Source organism: Streptomyces sp. SD15 (assembly GCF_054462255.1).
This window is the reverse complement of record NZ_JBTLMO010000012.1, coordinates 21129-43111: the sequence shown is the minus strand read 5'-3', so window position 1 is coordinate 43111 and position 21983 is coordinate 21129. Positions and strand designations below refer to the sequence as shown.

19 protein-coding genes and 1 pseudogene are annotated in these 21983 nt (G+C 71.4%); 6 read left to right on the top strand and 14 right to left on the bottom strand.

The annotated features are described in order from the left end of the window. Positions 1 to 18: 18 nt before the first annotated feature. Positions 19 to 1587, bottom strand: coding sequence for a protein kinase domain-containing protein (locus ACX28W_RS14215; RefSeq protein WP_458999416.1), 1569 nt, complete (start codon positions 1585 to 1587; stop codon positions 19 to 21). A gap of 353 nt (positions 1588 to 1940) precedes the next feature. Here ACX28W_RS14215 and ACX28W_RS14210 point away from each other — a divergent pair. After that, positions 1941 to 2611, top strand: a pseudogene (locus tag ACX28W_RS14210) (protein kinase domain-containing protein); the annotation flags it as partial. Positions 2612 to 2746: 135 nt separating this feature from the next. Here ACX28W_RS14210 and ACX28W_RS14205 read toward each other — a convergent pair. After that, a complete protein-coding gene (locus tag ACX28W_RS14205) occupies positions 2747 to 3289 on the bottom strand; it encodes a bacterial proteasome activator family protein (protein ID WP_362067835.1) in 543 nt (180 codons plus the stop codon). Positions 3290 to 3444: 155 nt separating this feature from the next. Here ACX28W_RS14205 and ACX28W_RS14200 point away from each other — a divergent pair, with 155 nt between their 5' ends. Beyond that, on the top strand, positions 3445 to 3864 hold the full coding sequence (locus ACX28W_RS14200) for a hypothetical protein (protein ID WP_458999289.1): 420 nt from the start codon (positions 3445 to 3447) through the stop codon (positions 3862 to 3864). A gap of 43 nt (positions 3865 to 3907) precedes the next feature. Here the strand turns inward: ACX28W_RS14200 and ACX28W_RS14195 are convergent, their stop codons facing one another. Then, positions 3908 to 4888, bottom strand: a complete 981-nt coding sequence (locus tag ACX28W_RS14195; protein WP_458999288.1) for an NAD(P)H-quinone oxidoreductase — start codon at positions 4886 to 4888, stop codon at positions 3908 to 3910. 216 nt (positions 4889 to 5104) lie between these two features. On the opposite strand from ACX28W_RS14195, the gene ACX28W_RS14190 reads away from it, so the two are divergent. Together ACX28W_RS14190 and ACX28W_RS14185 are read left to right on the top strand one after the other, a co-directional pair. After that, on the top strand, positions 5105 to 6154 hold the full coding sequence (locus tag ACX28W_RS14190; RefSeq protein ID WP_458999287.1) for an ATP-binding cassette domain-containing protein: 1050 nt from the start codon (positions 5105 to 5107) through the stop codon (positions 6152 to 6154). Beyond that, the gene (locus ACX28W_RS14185) at positions 6151 to 6999 is read left to right on the top strand and encodes an ABC transporter permease (RefSeq protein ID WP_458999286.1); all 849 of its coding nucleotides are present in this window, start codon (positions 6151 to 6153) and stop codon (positions 6997 to 6999) included. Before ACX28W_RS14190 ends, ACX28W_RS14185 begins: the two co-directional genes overlap by 4 nt. Positions 7000 to 7029: 30 nt before the next feature. On the opposite strand, the gene ACX28W_RS14180 is transcribed toward ACX28W_RS14185, so the two are convergent. The 6 genes from ACX28W_RS14180 to pdhA are packed head-to-tail and all read right to left on the bottom strand — an operon-like array spanning position 7030 to position 14152. Further along, the gene (locus ACX28W_RS14180) at positions 7030 to 8097 is read right to left on the bottom strand and encodes a potassium channel family protein (RefSeq protein WP_458999285.1); all 1068 of its coding nucleotides are present in this window, start codon (positions 8095 to 8097) and stop codon (positions 7030 to 7032) included. 54 nt (positions 8098 to 8151) lie between these two features. Next, positions 8152 to 9510 (bottom strand): molybdopterin molybdotransferase MoeA, encoded by a 1359-nt coding sequence (locus ACX28W_RS14175; protein ID WP_458999284.1) that lies wholly within the window; start codon positions 9508 to 9510, stop codon positions 8152 to 8154. Further along, positions 9507 to 10442: a DUF6457 domain-containing protein gene (locus ACX28W_RS14170; protein WP_458999283.1), complete on the bottom strand. Its 936-nt coding sequence runs from the start codon at positions 10440 to 10442 to the stop codon at positions 9507 to 9509. The genes ACX28W_RS14175 and ACX28W_RS14170 overlap by 4 nt, the downstream gene beginning before the upstream one ends. A 25-nt stretch (positions 10443 to 10467) precedes the next feature. Next, positions 10468 to 12006 carry a dihydrolipoamide acetyltransferase family protein gene (locus tag ACX28W_RS14165; protein WP_458999415.1) on the bottom strand — a complete coding sequence of 513 codons (1539 nt, stop codon included), beginning with the start codon at positions 12004 to 12006 and terminating at the stop codon, positions 10468 to 10470. Next, the gene (locus tag ACX28W_RS14160) at positions 12006 to 13010 is read right to left on the bottom strand and encodes an alpha-ketoacid dehydrogenase subunit beta (RefSeq protein WP_458999282.1); all 1005 of its coding nucleotides are present in this window, start codon (positions 13008 to 13010) and stop codon (positions 12006 to 12008) included. Before ACX28W_RS14160 ends, ACX28W_RS14165 begins: the two co-directional genes overlap by 1 nt. Next, positions 13007 to 14152, bottom strand: a complete 1146-nt coding sequence (pdhA, locus tag ACX28W_RS14155; protein ID WP_458999281.1) for a pyruvate dehydrogenase (acetyl-transferring) E1 component subunit alpha — start codon at positions 14150 to 14152, stop codon at positions 13007 to 13009. Before pdhA ends, ACX28W_RS14160 begins: the two co-directional genes overlap by 4 nt. A gap of 174 nt (positions 14153 to 14326) precedes the next feature. Between pdhA and ACX28W_RS14150 the strand changes: the two genes are divergently transcribed. Then, the gene (locus ACX28W_RS14150) at positions 14327 to 14851 is read left to right on the top strand and encodes an Lrp/AsnC family transcriptional regulator (protein ID WP_458999280.1); all 525 of its coding nucleotides are present in this window, start codon (positions 14327 to 14329) and stop codon (positions 14849 to 14851) included. 27 nt (positions 14852 to 14878) lie between these two features. On the opposite strand, the gene ACX28W_RS14145 is transcribed toward ACX28W_RS14150, so the two are convergent. Both ACX28W_RS14145 and ACX28W_RS14140 read right to left on the bottom strand, forming a co-directional pair. Continuing rightward, a complete protein-coding gene (locus tag ACX28W_RS14145; RefSeq protein ID WP_458999279.1) occupies positions 14879 to 15469 on the bottom strand; it encodes a TetR/AcrR family transcriptional regulator in 591 nt (196 codons plus the stop codon). Next, on the bottom strand, positions 15466 to 16980 hold the full coding sequence (locus ACX28W_RS14140; protein ID WP_458999278.1) for a 3-hydroxyacyl-CoA dehydrogenase: 1515 nt from the start codon (positions 16978 to 16980) through the stop codon (positions 15466 to 15468). The genes ACX28W_RS14145 and ACX28W_RS14140 overlap by 4 nt, the downstream gene beginning before the upstream one ends. 148 nt (positions 16981 to 17128) lie before the next feature. On the opposite strand from ACX28W_RS14140, the gene paaN reads away from it, so the two are divergent. Further along, positions 17129 to 18829 carry a phenylacetic acid degradation protein PaaN gene (gene paaN, locus ACX28W_RS14135; RefSeq protein ID WP_458999277.1) on the top strand — a complete coding sequence of 567 codons (1701 nt, stop codon included), beginning with the start codon at positions 17129 to 17131 and terminating at the stop codon, positions 18827 to 18829. Positions 18830 to 18902: 73 nt separating this feature from the next. Here paaN and ACX28W_RS14130 read toward each other — a convergent pair whose 3' ends face one another. The 3 genes from ACX28W_RS14130 to ACX28W_RS14120 are packed head-to-tail and all read right to left on the bottom strand — an operon-like array spanning position 18903 to position 21882. Next, positions 18903 to 19661, bottom strand: coding sequence for a TrmH family RNA methyltransferase (locus ACX28W_RS14130; RefSeq protein WP_458999276.1), 759 nt, complete (start codon positions 19659 to 19661; stop codon positions 18903 to 18905). Next, on the bottom strand, positions 19658 to 20959 hold the full coding sequence (locus tag ACX28W_RS14125) for an HTTM domain-containing protein (protein WP_458999275.1): 1302 nt from the start codon (positions 20957 to 20959) through the stop codon (positions 19658 to 19660). The genes ACX28W_RS14130 and ACX28W_RS14125 overlap by 4 nt, the downstream gene beginning before the upstream one ends. Then, positions 20956 to 21882 carry a DUF5819 family protein gene (locus ACX28W_RS14120; protein ID WP_458999274.1) on the bottom strand — a complete coding sequence of 309 codons (927 nt, stop codon included), beginning with the start codon at positions 21880 to 21882 and terminating at the stop codon, positions 20956 to 20958. The genes ACX28W_RS14125 and ACX28W_RS14120 overlap by 4 nt, the downstream gene beginning before the upstream one ends. Between the last annotated feature and the right edge of the window lie 101 nt (positions 21883 to 21983).

Here is a 21983-nt window from a genome sequence, read left to right as displayed (position 1 = left end):
CGTTTCGATCGGAGTCCTTCAAGGACCTGCCGTGCCGCCCCCGGTGTCGTCACCGCCGTCGTCCGACGGGTCCGTCGGCTCCGACGGCTCCTCGGACGGCTGGCTCGGCTCCTCGGAAGGCGTCGGCTCCGAGGACGCCGTGTCCGACGGCTCCTCCGACGGCGTGTACGACGGCTCACTGCTGTAGCTGTACGACGGCGTGTACGACGGCGTGTAGTCCGGGTCGTAGTTCGAGCCGGAGTCGTCGTCCGTGGTGTCGTCCGTCGCGGTGTCCGTGGAGTCCTCGCTGGGGCTCTCGCTGGACTTTTCGTCCGTGGCGGTCGGCGACGTGGTCGGCGACAGCGTCGTACTCGGCCCGCCGTCGCCGCTGCCACCGGTGTTGTTGAGTGCGAGCGCGACCCCCGCCGCGATCGCGATCACCGCGAGAACCGCGAGGATCCACAGCTTGCCGCGGCCGCTGCCGTGGTTGCCATGGCCCTCGAAACCGCCGTCGTCCCCGCCACCGCCGTACGGGGGGATGATCGGCGCCGGGATCTGCGAGGTGCCGGAGTCACTGGGGTGCGGCAGCGCCGCCGTGCCCGCGAAACCCGACACCGGAGTGTGCGGACTGTCGTGCATGGTGACCGGGCCGGTGTTCCAGGTGCCGGTGTGCGCGCCCTGGTCGTACAGCATCTGCAGCCCGTACTGGATCAGCCCGCGCATCTCCTCGGCGGTCTGGAACCGGTCGTCCGGCTCCTTGGCGAGCGAGCGCATGACGAGCCCGTCGAGCTCCGGCGGCGCCCCCTCGGCGACCTCGGACGGCGGCACCGGGATGTCCTGGACGTGCTGGTAGACCACCGACAGCGGCGTCTCGCCGGTGAACGGGGGCCGCAGCGCGAGAAGTTCGTAGAGCAGGCAGCCGGTCGCGTACAGGTCGGAGCGATGGTCGACGGCCTTGCCGAGCGCCTGCTCCGGGGAGAGGTACTGCGGCGTGCCCATGACCATGCCGGTCTGCGTCATCGTCGACTGCGCGCCGTGCAGGGCGCGCGCGATGCCGAAGTCCATCACCTTCACGGCGCCGGTCTGCGTGATGATCACGTTCGCCGGTTTGATGTCGCGGTGCACGATGCCGTGCTGGTGCGAGTAGGCGAGCGCCTCGAGGACACCCGAGACGATGATCAGCGCCTGCTCGGGCCCGGGGGCCTCGGCGTTGAGCAGCAGATCGCGGATCGTACGGCCCTCGACCAGCTCCATCACGATGTACGGGACGACACCGTGGCCGACCACGTCCTCGCCGGAGTCGTACACGGCGACGACCGCGTGGTGGTTGAGCCCCGCGACCGACTGGGCCTCGCGCGTGAAGCGGGCCTTCGAGACCGGGTCCTCGGCCAGGTCGGAGCGGAGCAGCTTGACCGCGACGGTGCGTCCGAGGCGTACGTCCTCGGCCGCGAACACCTCGGCCATGCCACCCCGGCCGAGTCTGTGGGTCAGCCGATATCGGCCGTCCCCCACCAGTCCGCCGTTGCCCCACATCTCCGGCGCATCTGACATACCGCCGCCAGTCGCCTCGGGGTCGGACGGGCCCTGAGCGCGCTGCTGTGCCATCAGTCCTCGCCGTCGTTTCTGCCCGCGGTCTGCGCGGTGGTTGTTACGGTCTCCGTCGGGCCACGCTACAGGCTCCCCGCAAGGCGTCGGTCCGAGACGGAAGTGGGATGGACGGGCCATCAAACCCGTCGCAGGTGCTCGCGTGCAAATTCTGTGTACCGCCCGCACGGCACCTGTAACGCTTGCGCGACGGTTCTTTCGCGTACGGTCACGGAACGGGCACCGAGCTTGACGTGTCTCTGCCCTGGGGCAGACTTGGCCGGTGATCAGCCAATCGATCACCGAACACCGATCGATCGATGACGGACCGCGGGAGCAACCAGCCGCTGCCGCCACGCCGATGGGGGACGCAGAAGATGAGCCAGGACGGCGCACACGGCCGGTACGCGGGGCGCGCGCGGTCGCCGGCGAGCGCTGTCAACTGCGCGATCTGATCGGCGAGGGCGGCATGACCTCGGTGCATCTCGCAGACGACTCGGTGCTCGACCGCCAGGTGGCGATCAAGACACTGCACACCGAGCTGGGCCGCGAGCAGGCCTTCCGCGAGCGTTTCCGCCGCGAGGCCCAGGCGGTGGCGAAGCTCACGCACACGACCATCGTCTCGGTCTTCGACACGGCGAGGACAGCCTCGACGGAATGACCACCCGTACATCGTCATGGAGTACGTCGAGGGGCAACCGCTCGGTTCCGTGCTCGACCAGGACATCGCGCAGTACGGCGCCATGCCCGCCGACAAGGCCCTGAAGATCACCGCGGACGCGCCGGCGGCCCTCGAGATCAGCCACGAGATGGGCCTGTCCACCGGGACATCAAGCCGGGCAACGTGATGATCAACCGCTCGCTGCCCCCGGCCGTGGACGCGCTCGTCGCCCGCGCGTTGAAGAAGAACCCGAACGAGCGTTTCCCGAGCGCCGAGACCATGCGCGACGAGTGCCTGCGCGTCGCCCGGTCGCTGCAGGCCGCCGCGCCGAGCATCGTGCCGGGAGCCAGGACGTCGAGCGGCTCGGGCGTCGGCGTGATCGAGTTCAAGGTTTCGACGGGCGACCCGTCCTGAACCGTTGACAGGACCGGCATAGGGACGGGCCCGGCACTTTTCGTGCCGGGCCCGCTACGTGTGGGGTGTCGTCTGGCGCTACAGGTTCCAGGGGTACAGGGACCAGGGCTACAGGTACGGTCCGCCGGAGCGGCCGCCCGCGCGCGGGTCCTCGTCGCCGTCCACACCGCCGACGCCCGGCGGGAGGGCGCGGCGCATCTGCTCCAGCTGGGCCCTGGCCGCCATCTGCTGGGCAAAGAGGGTCGTCTGGATCCCGTGGAAGAGGCCCTCGAGCCAGCCCACCAGCTGAGCCTGCGCGATGCGCAGCTCGGCGTCGCTGGGGGTCGCGTCGTGCGTGAAGGGCAGCGAGAGCCGCTCCAGCTCCTCGACCAGCTCGGGCGCCAGGCCGTCCTCCAGCTCCTTGACGGAGCTGGCGTGGATCTCCTTGAGCCTGACCCGGCTCGCCTCGTCGAGAGGTGCGGCGCGCACCTCTTCGAGAAGTTGCTTGATCATGCTCCCGATACGCATGACCTTGGCGGGCTGTTCGACCATATCTGTCACCGGGACCTCGCGGGAGTCCTCGTCACCGGTGCCGCCAAGAGCCATCCCGTCCTGGCCCACGACCAGGATCTGAGGGTTCTCCGGCGACCTTTCGCTCCTCGGCATCTCCATGCCGCCATTGTCTCGCACTCGTACACCCCATCACGGTGGTGCCCCCCGTGCAGGGTGATCCACCGTGTGGACGGACCTGAGATGCCAGGACAAAGAAGGCATGTGAGGCTTGTCCCATTGATCATGGGACTCCTCATCGGGAGGGGGTCACCGGTGTGACTCCATGGCTCAGGGCACTGCGCGCGGCCGGACTGCTGCTGGTCCTGGCGACCGGTGCCGTACACCCCGCGTACGCCGTCGAGCCCGCCCCGAGCGCCGACTCCTCCCGGGCAGGGAGCCTCGCGGGTGAGGGCCGTGCGCGACCGGGCCGCGAGGTGCCCCCGTCGGAGGAGGAGCCCGACGAGGAGGAGACGGCACCGGCCGACGAGGATCGCGTCCCCGCCGCCGTCGACAGCACGGAGGCCGCTGTCGCCCCCGAGCCGTCGAACGCCCCCACCGCCGTCGGGCAGGGCGTCGTCCGCCCCGGAACCGGCCCGGAACCGGTGCTGCAATTCCTGCCCCTGGGCAGCGGGCTGATCCTCATCGGCCTGGGCCTGGCGCTGACGTTCTTCGCCCTGCGCCTCCGGCGCGGCTGAGGCCGAACCGCGCCGGCCAGGGAACCTCGGGATCGGCCAGGACCTAGGGAACCTCGAGCAGCACCTTGCCGATGTGACCGCTCTCCTCCAGGAGCCGGTGTGCCGTCGCGGCGTCACTCATCGGCAGCACTCGGTCGACGATCGGACGGACGTGGCCGGAGTCGATCAACGGCCACACGTGCTCGCGTACGGCCGCGACGATCGCCGCCTTCTCGCCGAGCGGACGGGCGCGCAGGGAGGTCGCGCTGATCGCGGCGCGCTTGTTGAGGAGCGTGGCGATGTTCAGCTCGCTCTTGACGCCGCCCTGCATGCCGATGATCGCGAGCCGTCCGTTGACCGCGAGGGTCTGGACGTTCCGGTCGAGGTACTTGGCACCCATGTTGTCGAGGATGACGTCGGCGCCCGCGCCGTCCGTGGCCCGCTTGAGCTCCTCGACGAAGTCCTGCTCGCGGTAGTTGATGAGAATGTCCGCGCCGAGCTCGCCGCAGAACTCCAGCTTGTCCTTGCTGCCCGCCGTCACGGCGACCTTCGCGCCCACGGCCTTGGCGAGCTGGATCGCCATGGTGCCGATGCCGCTGGAGCCGCCGTGCACGAGCAGCGTCTCGCCGGGACGCAGGTGGGACACCATGAAGACGTTCGACCAGACGGTGCAGGTCACCTCGGGCAGCGCGGCTGCCTGCTTGACGTCCAGGCCCGCGGGCACCGGCAGCAGCTGCCCGGCCGGGACCGCGACCTTCTCGGCGTATCCGCCGCCCGCGAGCAGCGCGCAGACCTCGTCGCCGACGGCCCACCCGGAGACACCGGGGCCGATCTCGACGATGCGCCCCGAGCACTCGAGACCGGGGTAGGGGGACGCGCCGGGCGGTGGGTTGTAGAGGCCCTGGCGTTGCAGCAGATCGGCGCGGTTGACGGCACTCGCCACCACCTCGACGAGGACTTCGCCGTCTCCTGGCACGGGATCCGGGACCTCGTCCCACACCAGCGCCTCGGGCCCACCAGGTTCAGGAATCGTGATCGCATACATGAGGGGGACGCTACTGCTTCCCACCTCGTTGAGCGTTCTTACGTCGTTGAGCGTTGTTGCTCGAATCAGATCGTTCGCTCTCTGTTTCGGCCCCCGAACGGACGCCCCTCGGTCGCTGGGCCGATCCTCTGAGAAAACTCTGTGCGCGACCGATGAATCTGAGCGACGGTAAAGGTCTCCCCATGCGTAACCCACGTACGCGGAAGGAAACCCACCATGAGCCAGCAGACCTCCGGCCTGGCCATCGAGACCGCGGGCCTGGTGAAGACGTTCGGCGAGACCAGGGCCGTCGACGGCGTCGACCTGGCCGTGCCCACGGGCACGGTCTATGGCGTCCTCGGTCCGAACGGCGCCGGCAAGACCACCACGGTCAAGATGCTCGCCACCCTGCTGCGGCCGGACGGCGGCCAGGCACACGTCTTCGGCCACGACGTCGTCCGCGAGGCCGACGAGGTGCGCGGCCGGGTCAGCCTGACCGGCCAGTACGCGTCCGTGGACGAGGACCTCACCGGCACCGAGAACCTGGTCCTGCTGGGCCGGCTCCTCGGGCACGGCAAGAAGGCCGCGCGGGAGCGCGCCGCGCAGCTCCTGGAGGCCTTCGGGCTCACGGAGGCGGCGGGCAAGCAGGTCAAGCACTACTCCGGCGGCATGCGGCGCCGCGTCGACATCGCCGCGTCCATCCTGAACACTCCCGAGTTGCTCTTCCTCGACGAACCGACCACCGGCCTCGACCCGCGCAGCCGCAACCAGGTGTGGGACATCGTGCGCGCGGTCGTCGCCCAGGGCACGACCGTGCTGCTGACCACGCAGTATCTGGACGAGGCCGACCAGCTGGCCTCCCGGATCGCCGTCATCGACCACGGCAAGGTGATCGCGGAGGGCACGAAGGGCGAGCTGAAGGCGTCCGTCGGCGCCGGTTCCGTACATCTGCGGCTGCGGGATCCCGCGCAGCGGCCGGAGGCGGAGGAGGTACTGCGGATCGCGCTCGACGCGCAGGTGCAGCGGGAACCGGATCCGGTGGCGCTGACGGCGCGCGTCGGCATGGACGCCGTCAACGGCCGGGGAGCCGCCGAGCAGGCGGCCCGCGCGCTCGCCGAACTGGCCCGCAGCGGCATCACCGTCGACAACTTCTCCCTGGGCCAGCCCAGCCTGGACGAGGTCTTCCTCGCCCTCACCGGACACGACACCAAGGACGACTCGGCCAAGGACGGCTCGGCCAACGGCGGCTCACAGGGCCACGACACGAAGGACGAGGCTGCCGCATGAGCACCGCGACCAACACCGAGAGCAAGGAACTCGCCCCCGTCAGCGCCGAGTCGCTCGCCGCGCTGCTCGTCGCCGGGGAGCGCCCGCCGCGGCCCAGCGCTCTGTCGGCCTCGCTGACCTTCGGCTGGCGGGCGATCCTCAAGATCAAGCACGTACCGGAGCAGCTCTTCGACGTCACCGCCTTCCCGATCATGATGGTGCTGATGTACACGTACCTGTTCGGCGGGGCGCTGGCCGGTTCGCCGGCGGAGTACATCCAGTTCCTGCTGCCGGGCATCCTGGTGATGTCGGTGGTGATGATCACGATGTACACGGGCGTCTCGGTGAACACGGACATCGAGAAGGGCGTCTTCGACCGCTTCCGTACCCTGCCGATCTGGCGGCCGTCGACGATGGTCGGCTATCTCCTCGGCGACGCCCTGCGCTACACGATGGCGTCCGTGGTGATGCTCACCGTCGGCGTGATCCTCGGCTACCGCCCGGACGGCGGCGCGGTGGGCGTGATCGCCGGGATCGCGCTGCTGGTCGTGTTCTCGTTCGCGTTCTCGTGGATCTGGACGATGTTCGGGCTGCTGCTGCGCACCGAGAAGTCGGTGATGGGCGTCAGCATGATGGTGATCTTCCCGCTCACCTTCCTGTCCAACGTGTTCGTCGACCCGAAGACCATGCCCGGCTGGCTCCAGGCGTTCGTCAACAACAGCCCGATCACCCATCTCGCTTCGGCGGTCCGCGAGTTGATGGCGGGCGAGTGGCCGACGGCCGAGATCGCCTGGTCCCTGGGCTGGTCGGGCCTGTTCGTGCTGGTCTTCGGGCCGATCACGATGCGGCTGTACAACCGCAAGTAGGCCCGCGACAGGCGCAGGCCTGCCCGCGCGTCAGGGCGACGACCGAACGATCGTGATCAGCCGGTCCGTCAACTGGAGCCCGGCGACGGCCGGATCGTCGTATCCGAGCACCCGATGCCCTCGTACGACGCTCACCACCAGGTCGTCCGTCTCGCGCGGGCCCTTGCCCACCTCGGCCTTGACGACCGGCCGTTCGACGATGTCGAGCCCGCTGCCCTGCTGGATGAGGTCCTCCAGGACCATCCCGGCGGCGGGGCTGAGCACCGAGAGGCCGAGCAGGCGGCCGGCGGCGCTGGCGCTGGTGATGACGGCGTCGGCGCCGGACTGCCGCAGCAGCGGCGCGTTCTCCTCCTCGCGCACCGCGGCCACGATCTTCGCGCCGCGATTGAGCTGCCGCGCGGTCAGTGTCACCAGGACGGCCGTGTCGTCGCGCTGCGTCGCGATGATGATCTGCCGCGCCTTGTCCACCTCGGCCCGCATCAGCACATCGCTGCGCGTCGCGTCCCCGACCACACCCACATAGCCCTCGGCGGTCACGGCGTCGATCACCTTCGAACTGAGGTCGACCACGACGACCTGCTCCTTCTTCGCCCCTGTCCTGGACCCTGTCGCGAGGACGGTCTCGATCGCCGACCGTCCCTTCGTGCCGAAGCCGATGACGACGGTGTGATCGCGCACTGTGGATCTCCAGCGGTTGATGTTCCATTCCTCCCGGGTGCGTTCCGTGAGGACCTCGAGGGTGGTGCCGACCAGGATGATCAGGAACAGCACGCGCAGGGGGGTGATGACGAAGATGTTGGTGAGCCGGGCGGCGTCGCTGACCGGGGTGATGTCGCCGTAGCCGGTGGTGGAGAGGGTGACGGTCGCGTAGTAGAGGGAGTCGAGGAGGTCTACGCCGTCACCCGCGTTGTCGCGGTAGCCGTCGCGGTCGATCCAGACGATGAAGGCGGTCGCGGCGAGCACGAACAGGGCCATCGCCAGTCGTTTGGCGACCTGACGGAGGGGGTGCTCCACCGCTTTCCTCGGGAGTTTCACCCGATGGGGCACGAGATGCTCGTCCGCCTGGCGGGCGATCGCGTCATGGCCCGGAAGTTTCACGTGAAACACTCCCCGATCCGGCTCGCCGTCCAGTTCACGCCCTGGCTCATGCGCTCATGCCCCCGCCAACGACCAGGGCAGATCGAGGAGTTCCAGCTCCTGGCCCGGGCGGGCACCGCCAGGAGGTACGACCGCGAGGGCGTCGGCCACGGCGATGCCGCGCAGCATGGCCGGACCGTTGTAGTGCAGCGGAACGGCCCGGTCGGCGCGCAGGGCGACGGGGATGAGCCGGGTGTCGTGCGGGTGCCCGTGCACCGCGTCCATGAGAGGCAGCGTGTACGGCTCCTGGGCGACGCGCCCCGCAAGGATGCGCAGGAGGGGCTCGGCGAGCGTGAGCAGGCCGGAGACGGCCGCCAGGGGGTTGCCGGGCAGGCCGACGAGGTGCTGGTTCTCCTTGGTGCGGGCCAGGAGCATGGGATGGCCGGGGCGGACCGTGACGCCGTCCACGAGGAGGTGGGCGCCGAGGCGGCTCAGGGTGGGGTGGACGTGGTCGACGGGACCCGCGGCGGTACCGCCGGTCGTGACGATCAGGTCGGCATCGGAGCCGGCGATCGCCTTGCGCAGGGCCTTGGCGTCGTCGCCGAGCCTGCGCACCGCGACGACCTCGGCGCCGAGCGCGCGCAGCCAGGGCGGCAGCATCGGGCCGAGCGCGTCCCGGATCAGGCCTTCCTGAGGGAGTCCCGCGGTGAGCAACTCGTCGCCGAGGACGAGAACTTCGGCGCGGGGGCGGGGGACGGCGGCGAGGGTGTCGTACCCGGCCGCCGCGGCGAGGCCCAGCACGGGGGGAGTGACCAGGGCGCCGGCCGGCAGGAGTTGGTCGCCCTTGCGGCACTCCTGGCCGCGCGGGCGGATGTCCTGACCGTGCAGGACGTCGCGCGTCGCGTGCAGCCTGCCCTTGTCGTCGAGCTGTCCGTGCTCGCTGCGCAGGACGGCGGTGGCGTCCTGCGGGATGCGCGCGCCGGTGGCGATCCGCACCGCCTCGCCGTCGGTGAGCGTTTGGGGCCGCGCGTGGCCCGCGAGCACCCGTTCCTCGCGCAGGTCCCAGGGTCCGGGCCCGGCTACCGCCCAGCCGTCCATCGCGGAGGTGTCGAAGGAGGGGAGGTCGGTGAGCGCGGTGAGGGGGGCGGCGAGGACCAGGCCGAGGGCGGCGTCGAGGGGCACGGAGACGGGAGCGCGGCGCGGCATCGAACGGGCGGCCCGCTCGGCGGTGGCGCGGGCCTGCTGCCAGGGGGTGGCCTTGTGGTGCCGCCCGCTGTCCTTGCCCGTGGGGGCGTGGCCCGCGCCGTCCGGTGCCGGTGCGGGGTCGGCGGGGGTGTCGTGGCCGTGTCCGCGGGGATCCTTGACCAAGGCCAGGGCCTCCTCCACGTCGAATTCGTCGGCGTCCTGGCCTACGCGGGCACCCGGCGCGGTCATCCGGCGTCCGGCTTGGCGTCGGGGGCGTTCTCGGCCGCCCAGCGGAGCGCCAGCGCCGTGGCCTTGCGGGCGGCTTCGGCCACGGCCTCGGGGCCTCCCTCGGCCCTCGCGGCCGCGTACCCCACGAGGAACGTGGTCAGTGGTGCCGCGGGCCGGGCCACACCGTGCGCGGCGTCGCGGGCCAGGTCCAGCAGGACGCCGGTGTCGACCTCCAGGTCGATGCCCAGCTCGTCCTTGACTGCGGAAATCCATTCGTCCAACACGTGCCCATGCTCCCTGATACGTGCCCGGGCGGCGGCGATGTCGTCCCAGGTGTCGCAGTCGAAGGACGCGACGGGGTCGGAAATGCGGATGAGGTCCAGCGCGGCGGTGAGCCGCCGCAGGGGCAGACCGGTGAGTCCGCCGTGTCCGGCGGCGAGCGTGGACAGCTCCCGGCGCAGAGCCGCCGCACGGTACGCGGCCACGAGCGGCTGGTCGCGGCCGTCGGGGTCCGTGAGCAGCACGCCGTCGGGCGCACCCTCGCGTACGCCTTCGGGTTTCGCCGGGTCGTGCGGGGGGCCGCTCTCCTGAAGGGGGGCCAGCAGGCGCCGTACCGTCCCCTCGTCCAGGAACGGCAGGTCGGCCGAAAGCACGACGACATACGGGGCGGTGGTGTGCCGCAGTCCGGCGTCCAGGGCGGCCACCGGGCCTCCGCCGGGCGGGTCCTCGCGGGCCCACGCCACGGGGCGCGCGGTCGTCCTGGGTTCGGCGACGACCACCGTGGTCCCGGCTTCGGCGCACGCGGCCAGCACCCGGTCGAGCAGCGCGCGCCCGCCCACCCGCACGCCGGGCTTGTCGGCGCCGCCCAGCCGCCGGGCGGCGCCTCCGGCGAGCACCACGGCGTCGTACGGGGCATCGGTGCCGGGGGTACCCGGTGGCTCGTACGCGGTCATCCCCCGAGTATGCGTGCCGCCGCGATCACAGGGAACGCAGGAGCACCGCCGGCTGTTCGACGCAGTCCGCGACATGGCGCAGGAAGCCGCCCGCCGTGCCGCCGTCGCACACGCGGTGGTCGAAGGTGAGCGAGAGCTGGACGACCTGTCGCACCGCCAGCTCGCCCTCGTGCACCCAGGGCTTGGGGATGATCCGGCCGACGCCGAGCATGGCCGCCTCGGGGTGGTTGATGATCGGCGTGGAGCCGTCGACGCCGAACACTCCGTAGTTGTTCAACGTGAAGGTGCCGCCGGTGAGTTCTGCCGGTGTGAGCGTCCCGGTCCGCGCGGCCTCGGTCAGCCGGGCGAACTCCGCGCTCAGCGACTCCGCGTCGCGTGCGTGCGCGTCCCGTACGACCGGTACGACCAGACCCCGCTCGGTCTGCGCCGCGAAGCCCAGGTGCACCTGGTCGAGTCGCACGATCTCGCGGGCGTCCAGGTCGACCGTCGAGTTGAGTTCCGGGTGGCGGGCCAGCGCGGCGGTGCAGATCCTGGCGAGCAGCGCGAGCAGGGAGATCTTCGGGCCGCCGACGGCGTTCATCGCCGCGCGCGCGTGCAGGAGTTCCGTCGCGTCGGCGTCCACCCAGCAGGTCGCGTCGGGAATCTCCCGGCGGCTGCGGGAGAGCTTGTCGGCGACGACACCGCGGAGACCGCGCAGGGGGATGCGGGTGCCCTGGGTGGGAGAGGCCGGTTGCGTGGGCCTGGGTGCGGCGGGGGCGACGGACGCGGCCTGCGAGGCCCCGGCGAGCGCGGAGGCGGGCGTCGGCGCGGAGGCTGCCGCCGCGCGCAGCGCGTACTCGACGTCCGCCCGCAGGATCAGCCCGTCGGGCCCGGAGCCCGCCAACTCCCGTAGATCCAGACCGTTCTCCCGGGCGAGCCGGCGGACGAGCGGGGAGATGACGGGTACGGGACCCCCGCCGCGCACCGCGGTGACGCCGCCGACGCTTGCCGGGGTGTCGCCGCCATCGGCGATCGCCCCTTCACCGATGGCGGGGGGCACGGTGGCGGAGGACACGGCAGGGCCGCGCCCATGCGGCTGTCCCGGCCCACGCCACCCGGTCGGGGCGGCCGTCGTGCCGTGCTCGCCGCCGACCTCGCCTTCTCCCGTCGTGTCGCCCTCCCGCGGCGGAACGCTCGGCGGGCGTCGCCCGGGCGCCACCGCCCCGGACCCCACCGTCCCGGGGGCCGACCGGACCCTTCTGCGCCGCGCCGGAGGCGCCCCCGTGCCGTAGCCCACCAGTACGTTGCCGGATCCCCCGTCGTCATCGCCGGAGGCCGAGGCGCCGACGGCGACCGTCAGCAGGGGGGAACCCACGGGCAGTTCCGTGCCCTCCTCGCCGAAGCGGGCGGTGACCACACCCCCGTACGGGCAGGGGACGTCGACCATCGCCTTGGCGGTCTCGACCTCGACGACGGGCTGGTCGACGGTGACGACGTCCCCGACCTCCACCAGCCAACGGACGATCAGCGCCTCGGTGAGGCCCTCCCCGAGGTCGGGGAGCTTGAACTCCAGCACCTGGGCCATCAGCTGTCCGCCTCCCATTGCAGACGCCCCACGGCGTCCAGGATCCGGTCGACACCGGGCAGGTGGTGCCGCTCCAGCATCGGCGGCGGGTACGGGATGTCGAACCCGGCCACGCGCAGCACCGGCGCCTCCAGGTGGTGGAAGCAGCGCTCGGTGACGCGGGCCGCGATCTCACCGCCGGGCCCGCCGTACCCGCCCGACTCGTGCACGACGATCGCGCGGCCGGTCCGCCGCACCGACGCGCTCACCGTCTCGTCGTCGAACGGCACGAGCGAGCGCAGATCGACGACTTCGAGGTCCCAGCCCTCGGCCCGCGCCGCCTCGGCCGCCTCCAGGCAGACGGGCAGGGACGGGCCGTACGTGATGAGCGTGGCGCTGCGGCCCGAGCGCCGCACCACCGCGCGGCCTATCGGTTCAACGGTCCCCGGTTCGTCCGGGTTCCAGGAATCCTTCGACCAGTACAGGCGCTTGGGCTCCAGGAAGACGACCGGGTCGTCGGAGGCGATGGCCGCGCGCAGCAGCCCGTAGGCGTCGGCGACCGTCGCGGGCGTGACGACATGGAGCCCCGGAGTCGCCATGTAGTACGCCTCGGAGGAGTCGCTGTGGTGTTCCACGCCGCCGATGCCGCCGCCGTACGGGACGCGGATGGTGAGCGGCAGCGGCATGGCGCCGCGCGTGCGGTTGCGCATCCGTGCGACGTGGGAGATCAGCTGCTCGAACGCCGGGTAGGCGAACGCGTCGAACTGCATCTCCACGACCGGCCGCAGGCCGTACATGGCCATGCCGACAGCCGTCCCGAGGATGCCCGCCTCGGCGAGCGGGGTGTCGGTGCAGCGGTCCTCGCCGAACTCCTTGGCGAGCCCGTCGGTGACCCGGAAGACGCCGCCGAGGGTGCCGACGTCCTCGCCCATGACATGGACGGTCGGGTCGGCGGCCATGGCGTCGCGCAGCGCGCGCGTGAGGGCCTGGGCCATGGTGGCCGGTTTCAGGGCAACCGTGGTCATCGCCCTGCTCCTTCCGGCCCGTGTGCCTCGGCTTCCAGCTCCGCGCGCAATTGTGCCTCCTGCTCGCGCAGTTGCGGTGTGGGTTCGGCGTACACGTGGGCGAACAGGTCCATGGGGTCGAGTACCGGGTCCTGGTTCATGCGCTCGCGCAGGTCCGCGGCCATCGTCTCGGCGGCGTCGCGGGCGGCCCGTACCCCGTCGTCGTCGAGCAGGCCGCGCTCGGTCAACTCGTGTTCCAGGAGGGCGATCGGGTCGTGCGCGCGCCAGGTCTCGACCTCGGAGGCGCCGCGGTAGCGGGTGGCGTCGTCGGCGTTGGTGTGGGCCTCGATGCGGTACGTGACGGCCTCGACGAGTGTCGGACCGCCCCCCGCGCGCGCGTGGCGCACGGCGTCGCTCAGCACCTCGTGCACGGCGGCCGCGTCGTTGCCGTCGACCAGACGCCCGGGCATGCCGTAGCCGACGGCCTTGTGGGCCAGGGAGGGGGCGGCGGTCTGCTTGGCGAGCGGGACGGAGATGGCGAAGCCGTTGTTCTGGACGAGGAAGACGACGGGGGCCTGCCATACGGCGGCGAAGTTCAGTGCCTCGTGGAAGTCGCCCTCGCTGGTGCCGCCGTCGCCGACCAGGGCGAGGGCGACCACGTCGTCGCCCTTGAGGCGGGCGGCGTGCGCGAGGCCCACGGCGTGCGGAAGCTGGGTGGCGAGGGGGGTGCACAGGGGCGCGATGCGGTGCTCGTGCGGGTCGTACCCGGTGTGCCAGTCGCCGCGCAGGAGGGTGAGGGCCTGGACGGGGTCGAGGCCGCGGGCGACGGCCGCGAGGGTGTCCCGGTAGCTGGGGAAGAGCCAGTCGCGCTCCTGAAGGACGAGCGCGGCGGCGACCTGGCAGGCCTCCTGGCCGGTGCTGGAGGGGTAGACGGCGAGGCGGCCCTGCTTGGTGAGGGCGGTGGCCTGGGCGTTGTAGCGGCGGCCGCGCACCAGCTCGGCGTACAGACGGTGCAGCAGGCCCGGGTCGACCCGCGCGGCCGCTTCGGTGCCGAGGACGCGGTGGGGCAGCGCGTCGGGCAGCAGCGGCGCGGGGTCGGTGCGGGGCTGCCAGGCGGGCGGCGGGGTGGGCCGGTAAGCGCCTCGCTGCTCCATGACCGTCATGACGGCACCTCCTCGTGGGAGTGGCTCAGGACGCGCCACGGTTGTGACGCGCCTCACCTACCGATTGTTCGGTCGTCGGCACATTTTGGCTACAGGCACCGCCAGGCTGTGGACAAACGGTTCTGCACAACCTGAGATGGACGCAGTACGTCCATGGTAGGGAGGCGGGGGGACATGGCACCTGAACAAATGGCCGAACCGTCGGAGGCCGGCCCCGTCCAGCAGCCCGCCCCACCACCCGTCCATCCGCCGGCCCGCCCGCTCGACGCCATCGATCAGGACATCCTGCAGATGCTCCAGGCGGACGGCCGCGCCTCGATACGCTCCGTGGCCGAACGGGTTCATGTGTCACGGGCCAATGCCTACGCGCGTATCAACCGCCTCATCGAGGACGGTGTGATCCGTGGTTTCGGGGCGCGCGTCGACCACGAACGCGCCGGGCAGGGCACCTCGGCCTACGTCACTCTCAAGATCGTGCAGAACTCCTGGCGCACGGTCCGCGAGCAGCTGAGGGTGCTCCCCGGGGCCTCCCACATCGCGCTGGTGGGCGGCGACTTCGACGTACTGCTGCTGGTGCACACACCGGACAACAGGGCGCTGCGCGAGCTGGTCCTCACCCGCCTCCAGGCCATCCCTGAGGTGCTCAGCACGCGGACGCTGCTGGTGTTCGAGGAGGAGGACCTGGAACCGGAGGGATGAACTCGGCGCTCTGCGACGCACCCGGGCTCAGCGCCCGCTGCGGAGTCCCGAGAAGACCAGTTGCACGACGGCGTCCGCGACTTCCCGCGCGCCCATGCCCCGCCCGTCCGGCCGGTACCACTCCACGATCGAGTTGATCATCCCGAAGACCAGCCTGGTCGCGAGCCGGACCTCCACGTCGCCGTGTATGCCCCCGTCGGCGGCGGCGGACTTCAGCAGCTCGGCCACCCGGTGGTCGAAGTCGCGGCGCCGCTCCAGGGCCCAGCGCTCGGTGTCCGTGTTGCCGCGCACCCGCAGCAGCAGGGTCACGTACGGCAGTTCGGCGGTGAGCACCTCGACCATGCGCCGCACGACGTACTCCAGGCGCTCCTCGGCACGCCCCACGCGCGCGTGCTCCTCGTCGAGGATCCCGAAGAGCTCGTCGAGCGCTCGGCTGACGGCGCGGCGCAGCAGCTCCTCCTTGCCCGTGACGTGGTGGTATATCGACGACTTGGAGATGCCCGCCGCCTTGGAGAGGTGCTCCATGGAGGTGCCGTCGTAGCCGCGCTCGTTGAAGACCTGGACGGCGACCGAGAGCAGGGTCTCCGGGGTGTAGGTGTCGCGCTTGGCGGTGGTCATGGGGTGCCCTCCCGCTTCTCGGTGGCGTACGCGTGCCGGTAGAGCGCGAGAGAGGGCGCGTAGCGTCCGGAGGGGTCGCGCTGGTGCAGATCGTCCAGGAGGGAGCACGCCCAGCTCCTGCCGAGCCTGCGGCTCCATTCGAAGGGGCCCAGCGGGTAGTTGACGCCGAGCCGCATCGCCGTGTCGACGTCCTCCTCGGTGGCGACTCCCTTGGCGACGGCGTCGTGCGCCAGGTCGACGATCCGGGCCACGGTGCGAGCGACGATCATGCCGGGGACGTCGCCGATGACGCTGACGGTCTTGCCGAGCGCCTGGAAGAGGCCGACGGCCTCGGAGAGGGTCTGAGGGGCGGTGTCCTGGGAGGCCGACAGCGCGATCCGGGTCGCCCGGCGGTAGTCGAGCGCCAGGTCGAAGTAGACGACGTCGCGGAACTCGACCGAGGTCTGGCCGTCGGCCAGGACGAGTTGGCCGCCGCTGGGCAGCACCAGGCGGGTGCCGTGGTCCTCCTCGTCGTCGCGGACCTGGATGCCCGCCTCGCGGATCAGGGCGAGCAGGTCGGAGGCCGGGCCCAGATCACCCTCGGCGACGACATACCCGGGCGGCTGCGCCTGCTCCGCGACGTGCGGCTCGGGGCGCTCGGCGTCCTCCCCGTAGTCGTACCAGCCGTGGCCCGTCTTGCGGCCGTGCCGGCCTGACTCGACGAGCCGTCGCTGGGCGAGCGAGGGCGTGAAGCGCACGTCCTGGAAGAAGGCCTGCCACACGGAGTGCGTGACGGACTCGTTGACGTCCTGGCCGATCAGGTCGGTCAGCTCGAAGGCGCCCATCCGGAAGCCTCCGCATTCGCGCAGGATCGCGTCGATGGTGGCGGGGTCGGCGGCCTGCGCCTCGTACACAGCGAAGGCCTCGGCGTAGAAGGGCCGCGCGATCCGGTTGACGATGAAGCCGGGGGTGTCGGCGCAGGCGACCGGGGTCTTGCCCCAGGAGCGTGCCGTCTCGTACGCGCGCGTGGCCGACGAGAAGTCGCTCGTGTACCCGGAGACGACCTCCACCAGGGGCAGCAACGGCGCGGGGTTGAAGAAGTGCAGTCCGACGAGGCGGCCGGGGTTGCGCAGGGCGCCGCCGATGGCCGTGACGGACAGGGACGAGGTGTTGGTGGCGAGCAGACAGTCGTCCTCGACGATGTCCTCGAGCTCGCGGAACAGCTGCTGTTTCACGTCGAGTTGTTCGCGCACCGCCTCGACGACGAGCGCGCAGTCCGCGAGGTCGGTGAGGCTCCCGGCCGGGTGCAGACGAGAGCGTGCGGCGTCCCGGTCGGAGCCGCTGAGCCGGTCCTTCTCCACGAGCCGGTCGAGACGGGCGCCGATCGCTTCGGCCGCCGCGTCGGCACGGCCCGGGATGACGTCGTAGAGCCGCACGAGGTGGCCCGCGACCAGCGCGACCTGGGCGATGCCCTGGCCCATGGTGCCGGTGCCGACGACGGCCACGGGGCTGTTGAGGTCGATTGCTGTCATGTGCGCGATCCTCCCGCACGGGGTTTTCCACAGATGCGGCGGTCCCCCTTGTCCCGACCGATCGTTCGGTTACTCTAACTCTGTATGTCCATTCCTGCCCAGCTCGCGGGTGCAATGACGCACCCCTGAGACGAGGAGTTGGTCCCTGATGGCCGCCGAACTCTCCGCGCACCAGCTGATCGCCCAACACCGGCCCACCCTCGACCAGGCGCTGGAAGCGATCCGCACACGCGCGTACTGGTCCCCGCACCCCGAACACCCCAAGGCGTACGGGGAGAACGGCAGCCTGGGCATGGCCGAGGGCAAGGCCGCCTTCGACGCCGTGCTCGGCACCCGTCTCGACCTCGACCAGCCCGGCACCGACGACTGGGTGGGCGGCGAGGTGTCGCCGTACGGCATCGAGCTGGGCGTCACCTACCCGCACGCGGACATCGACGTGCTGCTGCCCGCCATGCGGGCCGGACAGCGGGCCTGGCGCGACGCGGGCGCGGAGGCACGTGCCGTGGTCTGCCTGGAGATCCTCAAGCGGATCAGCGACCGCACGCACGAGTTCGCGCACGCGGTCATGCACACCAGCGGCCAGGCCTTCATGATGGCGTTCCAGGCGGGCGGCCCGCACGCGCAGGACCGCGGCCTGGAGGCGGTGGCGTACGCGTACGTGGAGCAGGTCCGCACCCCGGACACCGCGGAGTGGACCAAGCCCCAGGGCAAGCGCGACCCGCTCACGCTGACCAAGCAGTTCACCCCGGTGCCGCGCGGCATCGCCCTCGTCATCGGCTGCAACACCTTCCCTACGTGGAACGGCTATCCGGGCCTGTTCGCCTCCCTGGCCACCGGCAACGCGGTGCTCGTGAAGCCCCACCCGCGCGCGGTGCTGCCGCTCGCGCTCACCGTCCAGGTCGCGCGCGAGGTGCTCACGGAGGCGGGCTTCGACCCGAACCTGGTGGCGCTGGCCGCCGAGGGCCCCGGCGAGGGCATCGCCAAGACCCTGGCCGTGCGTCCCGAGATCCGGATCATCGACTACACCGGCTCGACGGCGTTCGGCGACTGGCTGGAGACCCACGCCCGCCAGGCGCAGGTCTACACGGAGAAGGCCGGCGTCAACACGGTGATCGTGGAGTCCACCGACGACTACAAGGGCATGCTGTCCAACCTGGCCTTCTCCCTCTCCCTGTACAGCGGCCAGATGTGCACGACCCCGCAGAATCTCCTCATCCCCCGCGACGGCATCCGTACGGAGGAGGGCCCCAAGTCGTACGACGAGGTCGTCGCCGACCTCGCCAAGTCGGTCGGCGGACTCCTCGGGGACGACGCGCGCGCGGGCGGGCTGCTGGGCGCGATCGTGAACCCGGACGTAAAGGCGCGGCTGGAGGCCGCGGCGGGGCTCGGCGAGGTCGCCCTCGCCTCGCGGGAGATCAGCAACCCGGAGTTCCCCGACGCCGTGGTCCGTACGCCGGTGATCGTGAAGCTCGACGGGGCGCGCAAGTACTGGGAAGGGGCCGACGACGAGGCCGCCTACATGAGCGAGTGCTTCGGGCCGGTCTCCTTCGCCGTCGCGGTCGACTCGGCGGCGGACGCGGTGGATCTGCTGCGGCGGACCGTCCGGGACAAGGGGGCGATGACCGTCGGGGCGTACACCACTGACGTGGAGGTCGAGCGGGCCGTTCAGGAGGCCTGCCTGGAGGAGTATGCGCAGCTGTCGCTGAATCTGACGGGTGGGGTGTACGTCAATCAGACGGCGGCGTTCTCGGACTTCCATGGGTCGGGTGGGAATCCGGCGGCGAACGCCGCGTTGTGTGACGGGGCGTTCGTGGCCAATCGGTTCCGGGTGGTGGAGGTTCGGCGGTAGCTCTGAGGCTGCGGGCCGGATGCGGCTGGTCGCACCCACGCGGCGGAGCCGCACATGTCACAGCCCCGCGCCCCTACGGGGTGCTCCAGTGGAACAAGGTCATGGCCACGCTCGTCGCCAGGTTGTAGCTCGAGACCTGGGGGCGCATCGGGAGCGACACCAAGTGGTCGGCGCGGGCGCGCAGGTCGGAGGAAAGGCCGCTGCGCTCGGAGCCGAAGGCGAGGACGGCGTCGTCCGGGAGCTTCAGCGCCCGGATGTCCTCGCCCTCCGGGTCGAGGGCGAACACCGGCCCGGACGGCAGCTCCGCCACCGTCAGCCGTTCCACGGCGGTGGCGAAGTGCAGGCCCGCCCCGCCGCGCACGACGGTGGGGTGCCAGGGGTCGAGGGTGCCCGTCGTGACGACACCGGTCGCGCCGAAGCCGGCCGCGAGCCGGATCACCGCGCCGGCGTTCCCGAGGTTGCGCGGATGGTCGAGGACGACCACGGGCGCGGTGCGGGGTGTGCGGGCCAGCGCCCGCAGATTGGCGTCGCGGGAGGGTCGTACCGCCAAAGCGGCCACCGCGGTGGGGTGCGGACGCGGCACGAGCGACTGGTACGTGGCCTCCGGGACCTCCGTCAGCAGGCCGTCCAGGGTGTCCCGTACGTCCGGGGCCAGCTCGTCGGCGAGAGCGAGCGCCGCCCGCCGGTCGCTGGTGACCGCCACCGGGACCTCGGCGTGGAAGCGCACCGCGTGCTTGAGGGCGTGGAAGCCGTCGAGCAGGACGGAGGTGTCGGCGAGCCGGTGCCAGGTGCTGACGGGGTCCTGCGGGCGGTCGCTTACGGGGTCCTTCATGCTGTGAAGCCTACGGGTGGGTCCTCGGCGGTCTCCGGGGTGCGTGGACCTGATGCTCGTGGATCCGGGGTGCGTGGATCCGGTACGCGTGGATCCGGTACGCGTGGATCCGGTACGCGTGGATCCGGCAGCTTGCGGACGCCGCTCGGGAACAGCCGTCCACGCGCGCGCGTGGCCCACCCACCGAGGCGTCGCAGGAAGGACGTCGGCAGGAACACCGCGTCGGCGGCGATCATCGCGAGCGAGAAGAACGGCAGCCCGAGGACCACCGCGATCACGGCGTGCTCGGTCATCATGGCCGCCAGCAGGACGTTCTTGACCCGCCGGTTGAACAGGGTGAAGGGGAAGGCGACCTGCACGGCGACCGTCCCGTAGGTCACCAGCAGCACGATCGTGCCGTGCGCGGACAGCAGGTCGGACAGGGCGGGCCAGGGCGAGAAGTAGTCCAGGTGGAGCGGGTAGTAGACCGCGGTGCCGTCCTGCCAGCGCGAGCCCTGGATCTTGTACCAGCCGGCGGTCGCGTAGATCAGACACGCCTCGGCCATGATCGTGAGCAGGGCCGCGTTGTGCACGATGTTGGCGACGACGTCCAGCAGGATCCGCGGCTCCGCGCCGCGCGCGCGGCGGCCGACGACCCACCACAGGGCAGGCACCGCCCACAGTCCCCAAAAGATCGTGAGCCAGCCGCCCATCCAGCCGCCGTCGATCTTGCCCGCGCCCGTCGCCGCCGCCAGCACGAGTCCGAGCACGGCCCACAGGGCGAAGCCGGCCCGGTCCGGACCCTCGGCCCCGGAGAGGTCGCCCCGCGCGCGTGCCTCCCGCGCGAGCCGGGCCCGCCGGGCGTCCAGCGACCACACCTGGCCGCAGCGCGTGAACACCAGGTACATCGCCATCAGGTGGATGACGTTGTCGCCACCGTCTCCCATGAAGATGTTGCGGTTCTGCAGCGACAGCACGCCGATCATGAAGAGCACGGACATCGTGCGGGTGCGCCAGCCCACCAGCAGCAGGGCGCTGGACAGGACGGCGAGGGCGTAGACGATCTCGAACCACACCTGGCTGTCCGACCACATCAGGACCGTGAAGGCGTGGTTCTCCGCGATGAGCCCCTGGGCGAGGTCCCAGCTCCACGGTCCGTCGGGGCCGTACATCTCCTGGCGGTGCGGGATCTCGCGCAGCAGGAACAGCAGCCAGGTGGCGGCGAAGCCGATGCGGATCACGGCGGTCTGGTACGGGCCGAGGGCGGCGTCGGTGACACGGGCGATGCCGCGCGAGACCGACAGGGCGAATCCGTTCATCGGGCGCTCGCCTCCGTCCACGCGTCCTTCAGGTCCTCCTCGGGCACGATCCACCAGGGCAGCTCTCGGAGGATGGGCTTGTCGGACACCTGCTCCTCACTCCACTCGGGGGGCCGTACGTTGGTGGTACGGGAGCGGACCTGGACGCGTTCGACGACGGCGCCGGTGCCGCCCGCCCGTTCGCGGTCGAGACGCAGCACGACGACGCGGCGCAGATAGCGTTCGGAGAGGTCGCCGCGCAGGTCCGCCGGACGGTTCTCGTTGTCGTGCGTGTTGATGTAGAAGTCCCAGGCCCGGCGCAGTTCGTTCTGCTGGGTGTGGCTCGGCAGCAGATTGCCGTCTATGGCCAGGCCGTCGAGCGCGGACAGGTCGTACCAGCCGGTCTCGCTGATGCTGCCGTCCGCGGTGCGGACCTGGGCGCGGACCTGGACGTCGATGTTCTGCTGCAGCGGGTTGGGGGCGAAGAGCTTCCAGTTCTGCTCGAACTCGGGGTAGATCCAGTCGTCGATCGCCCGGCCGTGCTGCTTGGTGACCGTGTTCGACGGTGCGACGTGCAGGAACACCATCCCGAGGTGCACACAGGCGGTGACCGCTATGACCGCGAGGGCGAGGGCCGCGGCGATCTGGTAGCGCAGGGAGAGGGCGGCTATGCCGGTGGGTGGCTGGTCGGGGGGCGCCTGGTCGGAGGGGCCCTGGTGGGTCGGCCTCTGGTCAGGGGGCGCCAGGTCGGTCAGTCCCTGTTCGGGGCGTGCCAGGTCGGTCAGTCCCTGGTCAGGGCGTGCCAGGTCGGTCAGTCCCTGGTCGGGGGGTTCCAGGCCAGGAGGGGGAGGGCTGTCGGGGAGGGGGCCGGGGCCCTCGGGCGCGGGGTCGCCGGGCTCGGCCGGCGTGTGCCGGGCGGGTGAGCCCTCGTCGTACGTGTCCATTCCGCCCCCATCCCGATCCCGGTCCGATTCCCGCCGCCGGGCCGTACCGTGCCGTACCGCCCGCGCGCACCACGCCGCGGCGCGCGCACCGGAACGGTACT

What these genes read in the sequence shown, in the direction of transcription:
- ACX28W_RS14205 (WP_362067835.1), bottom strand. Translation starts at nt 3,289, where the DNA reads ATGGAGATGCCGAGGAGCGAAAGGTCGCCGGAGAACCCTCAGATCCTG.
- ACX28W_RS14195 (WP_458999288.1), bottom strand. Translation starts at nt 4,888, where the DNA reads ATGTATGCGATCACGATTCCTGAACCTGGTGGGCCCGAGGCGCTGGTG.
- ACX28W_RS14190 (WP_458999287.1), top strand. Translation starts at nt 5,105, where the DNA reads ATGAGCCAGCAGACCTCCGGCCTGGCCATCGAGACCGCGGGCCTGGTG.
- ACX28W_RS14185 (WP_458999286.1), top strand. Translation starts at nt 6,151, where the DNA reads ATGAGCACCGCGACCAACACCGAGAGCAAGGAACTCGCCCCCGTCAGC.
- ACX28W_RS14175 (WP_458999284.1), bottom strand. Translation starts at nt 9,510, where the DNA reads ATGACCGCGCCGGGTGCCCGCGTAGGCCAGGACGCCGACGAATTCGAC.
- ACX28W_RS14170 (WP_458999283.1), bottom strand. Translation starts at nt 10,442, where the DNA reads ATGACCGCGTACGAGCCACCGGGTACCCCCGGCACCGATGCCCCGTAC.
- ACX28W_RS14165 (WP_458999415.1), bottom strand. Translation starts at nt 12,006, where the DNA reads ATGGCCCAGGTGCTGGAGTTCAAGCTCCCCGACCTCGGGGAGGGCCTC.
- ACX28W_RS14160 (WP_458999282.1), bottom strand. Translation starts at nt 13,010, where the DNA reads ATGACCACGGTTGCCCTGAAACCGGCCACCATGGCCCAGGCCCTCACG.
- pdhA (WP_458999281.1), bottom strand. Translation starts at nt 14,152, where the DNA reads ATGACGGTCATGGAGCAGCGAGGCGCTTACCGGCCCACCCCGCCGCCC.
- ACX28W_RS14150 (WP_458999280.1), top strand. Translation starts at nt 14,327, where the DNA reads ATGGCACCTGAACAAATGGCCGAACCGTCGGAGGCCGGCCCCGTCCAG.
- ACX28W_RS14145 (WP_458999279.1), bottom strand. Translation starts at nt 15,469, where the DNA reads ATGACCACCGCCAAGCGCGACACCTACACCCCGGAGACCCTGCTCTCG.
- ACX28W_RS14140 (WP_458999278.1), bottom strand. Translation starts at nt 16,980, where the DNA reads ATGACAGCAATCGACCTCAACAGCCCCGTGGCCGTCGTCGGCACCGGC.
- paaN (WP_458999277.1), top strand. Translation starts at nt 17,129, where the DNA reads ATGGCCGCCGAACTCTCCGCGCACCAGCTGATCGCCCAACACCGGCCC.
- ACX28W_RS14130 (WP_458999276.1), bottom strand. Translation starts at nt 19,661, where the DNA reads ATGAAGGACCCCGTAAGCGACCGCCCGCAGGACCCCGTCAGCACCTGG.
- ACX28W_RS14125 (WP_458999275.1), bottom strand. Translation starts at nt 20,959, where the DNA reads ATGAACGGATTCGCCCTGTCGGTCTCGCGCGGCATCGCCCGTGTCACC.
- ACX28W_RS14120 (WP_458999274.1), bottom strand. Translation starts at nt 21,882, where the DNA reads ATGGACACGTACGACGAGGGCTCACCCGCCCGGCACACGCCGGCCGAG.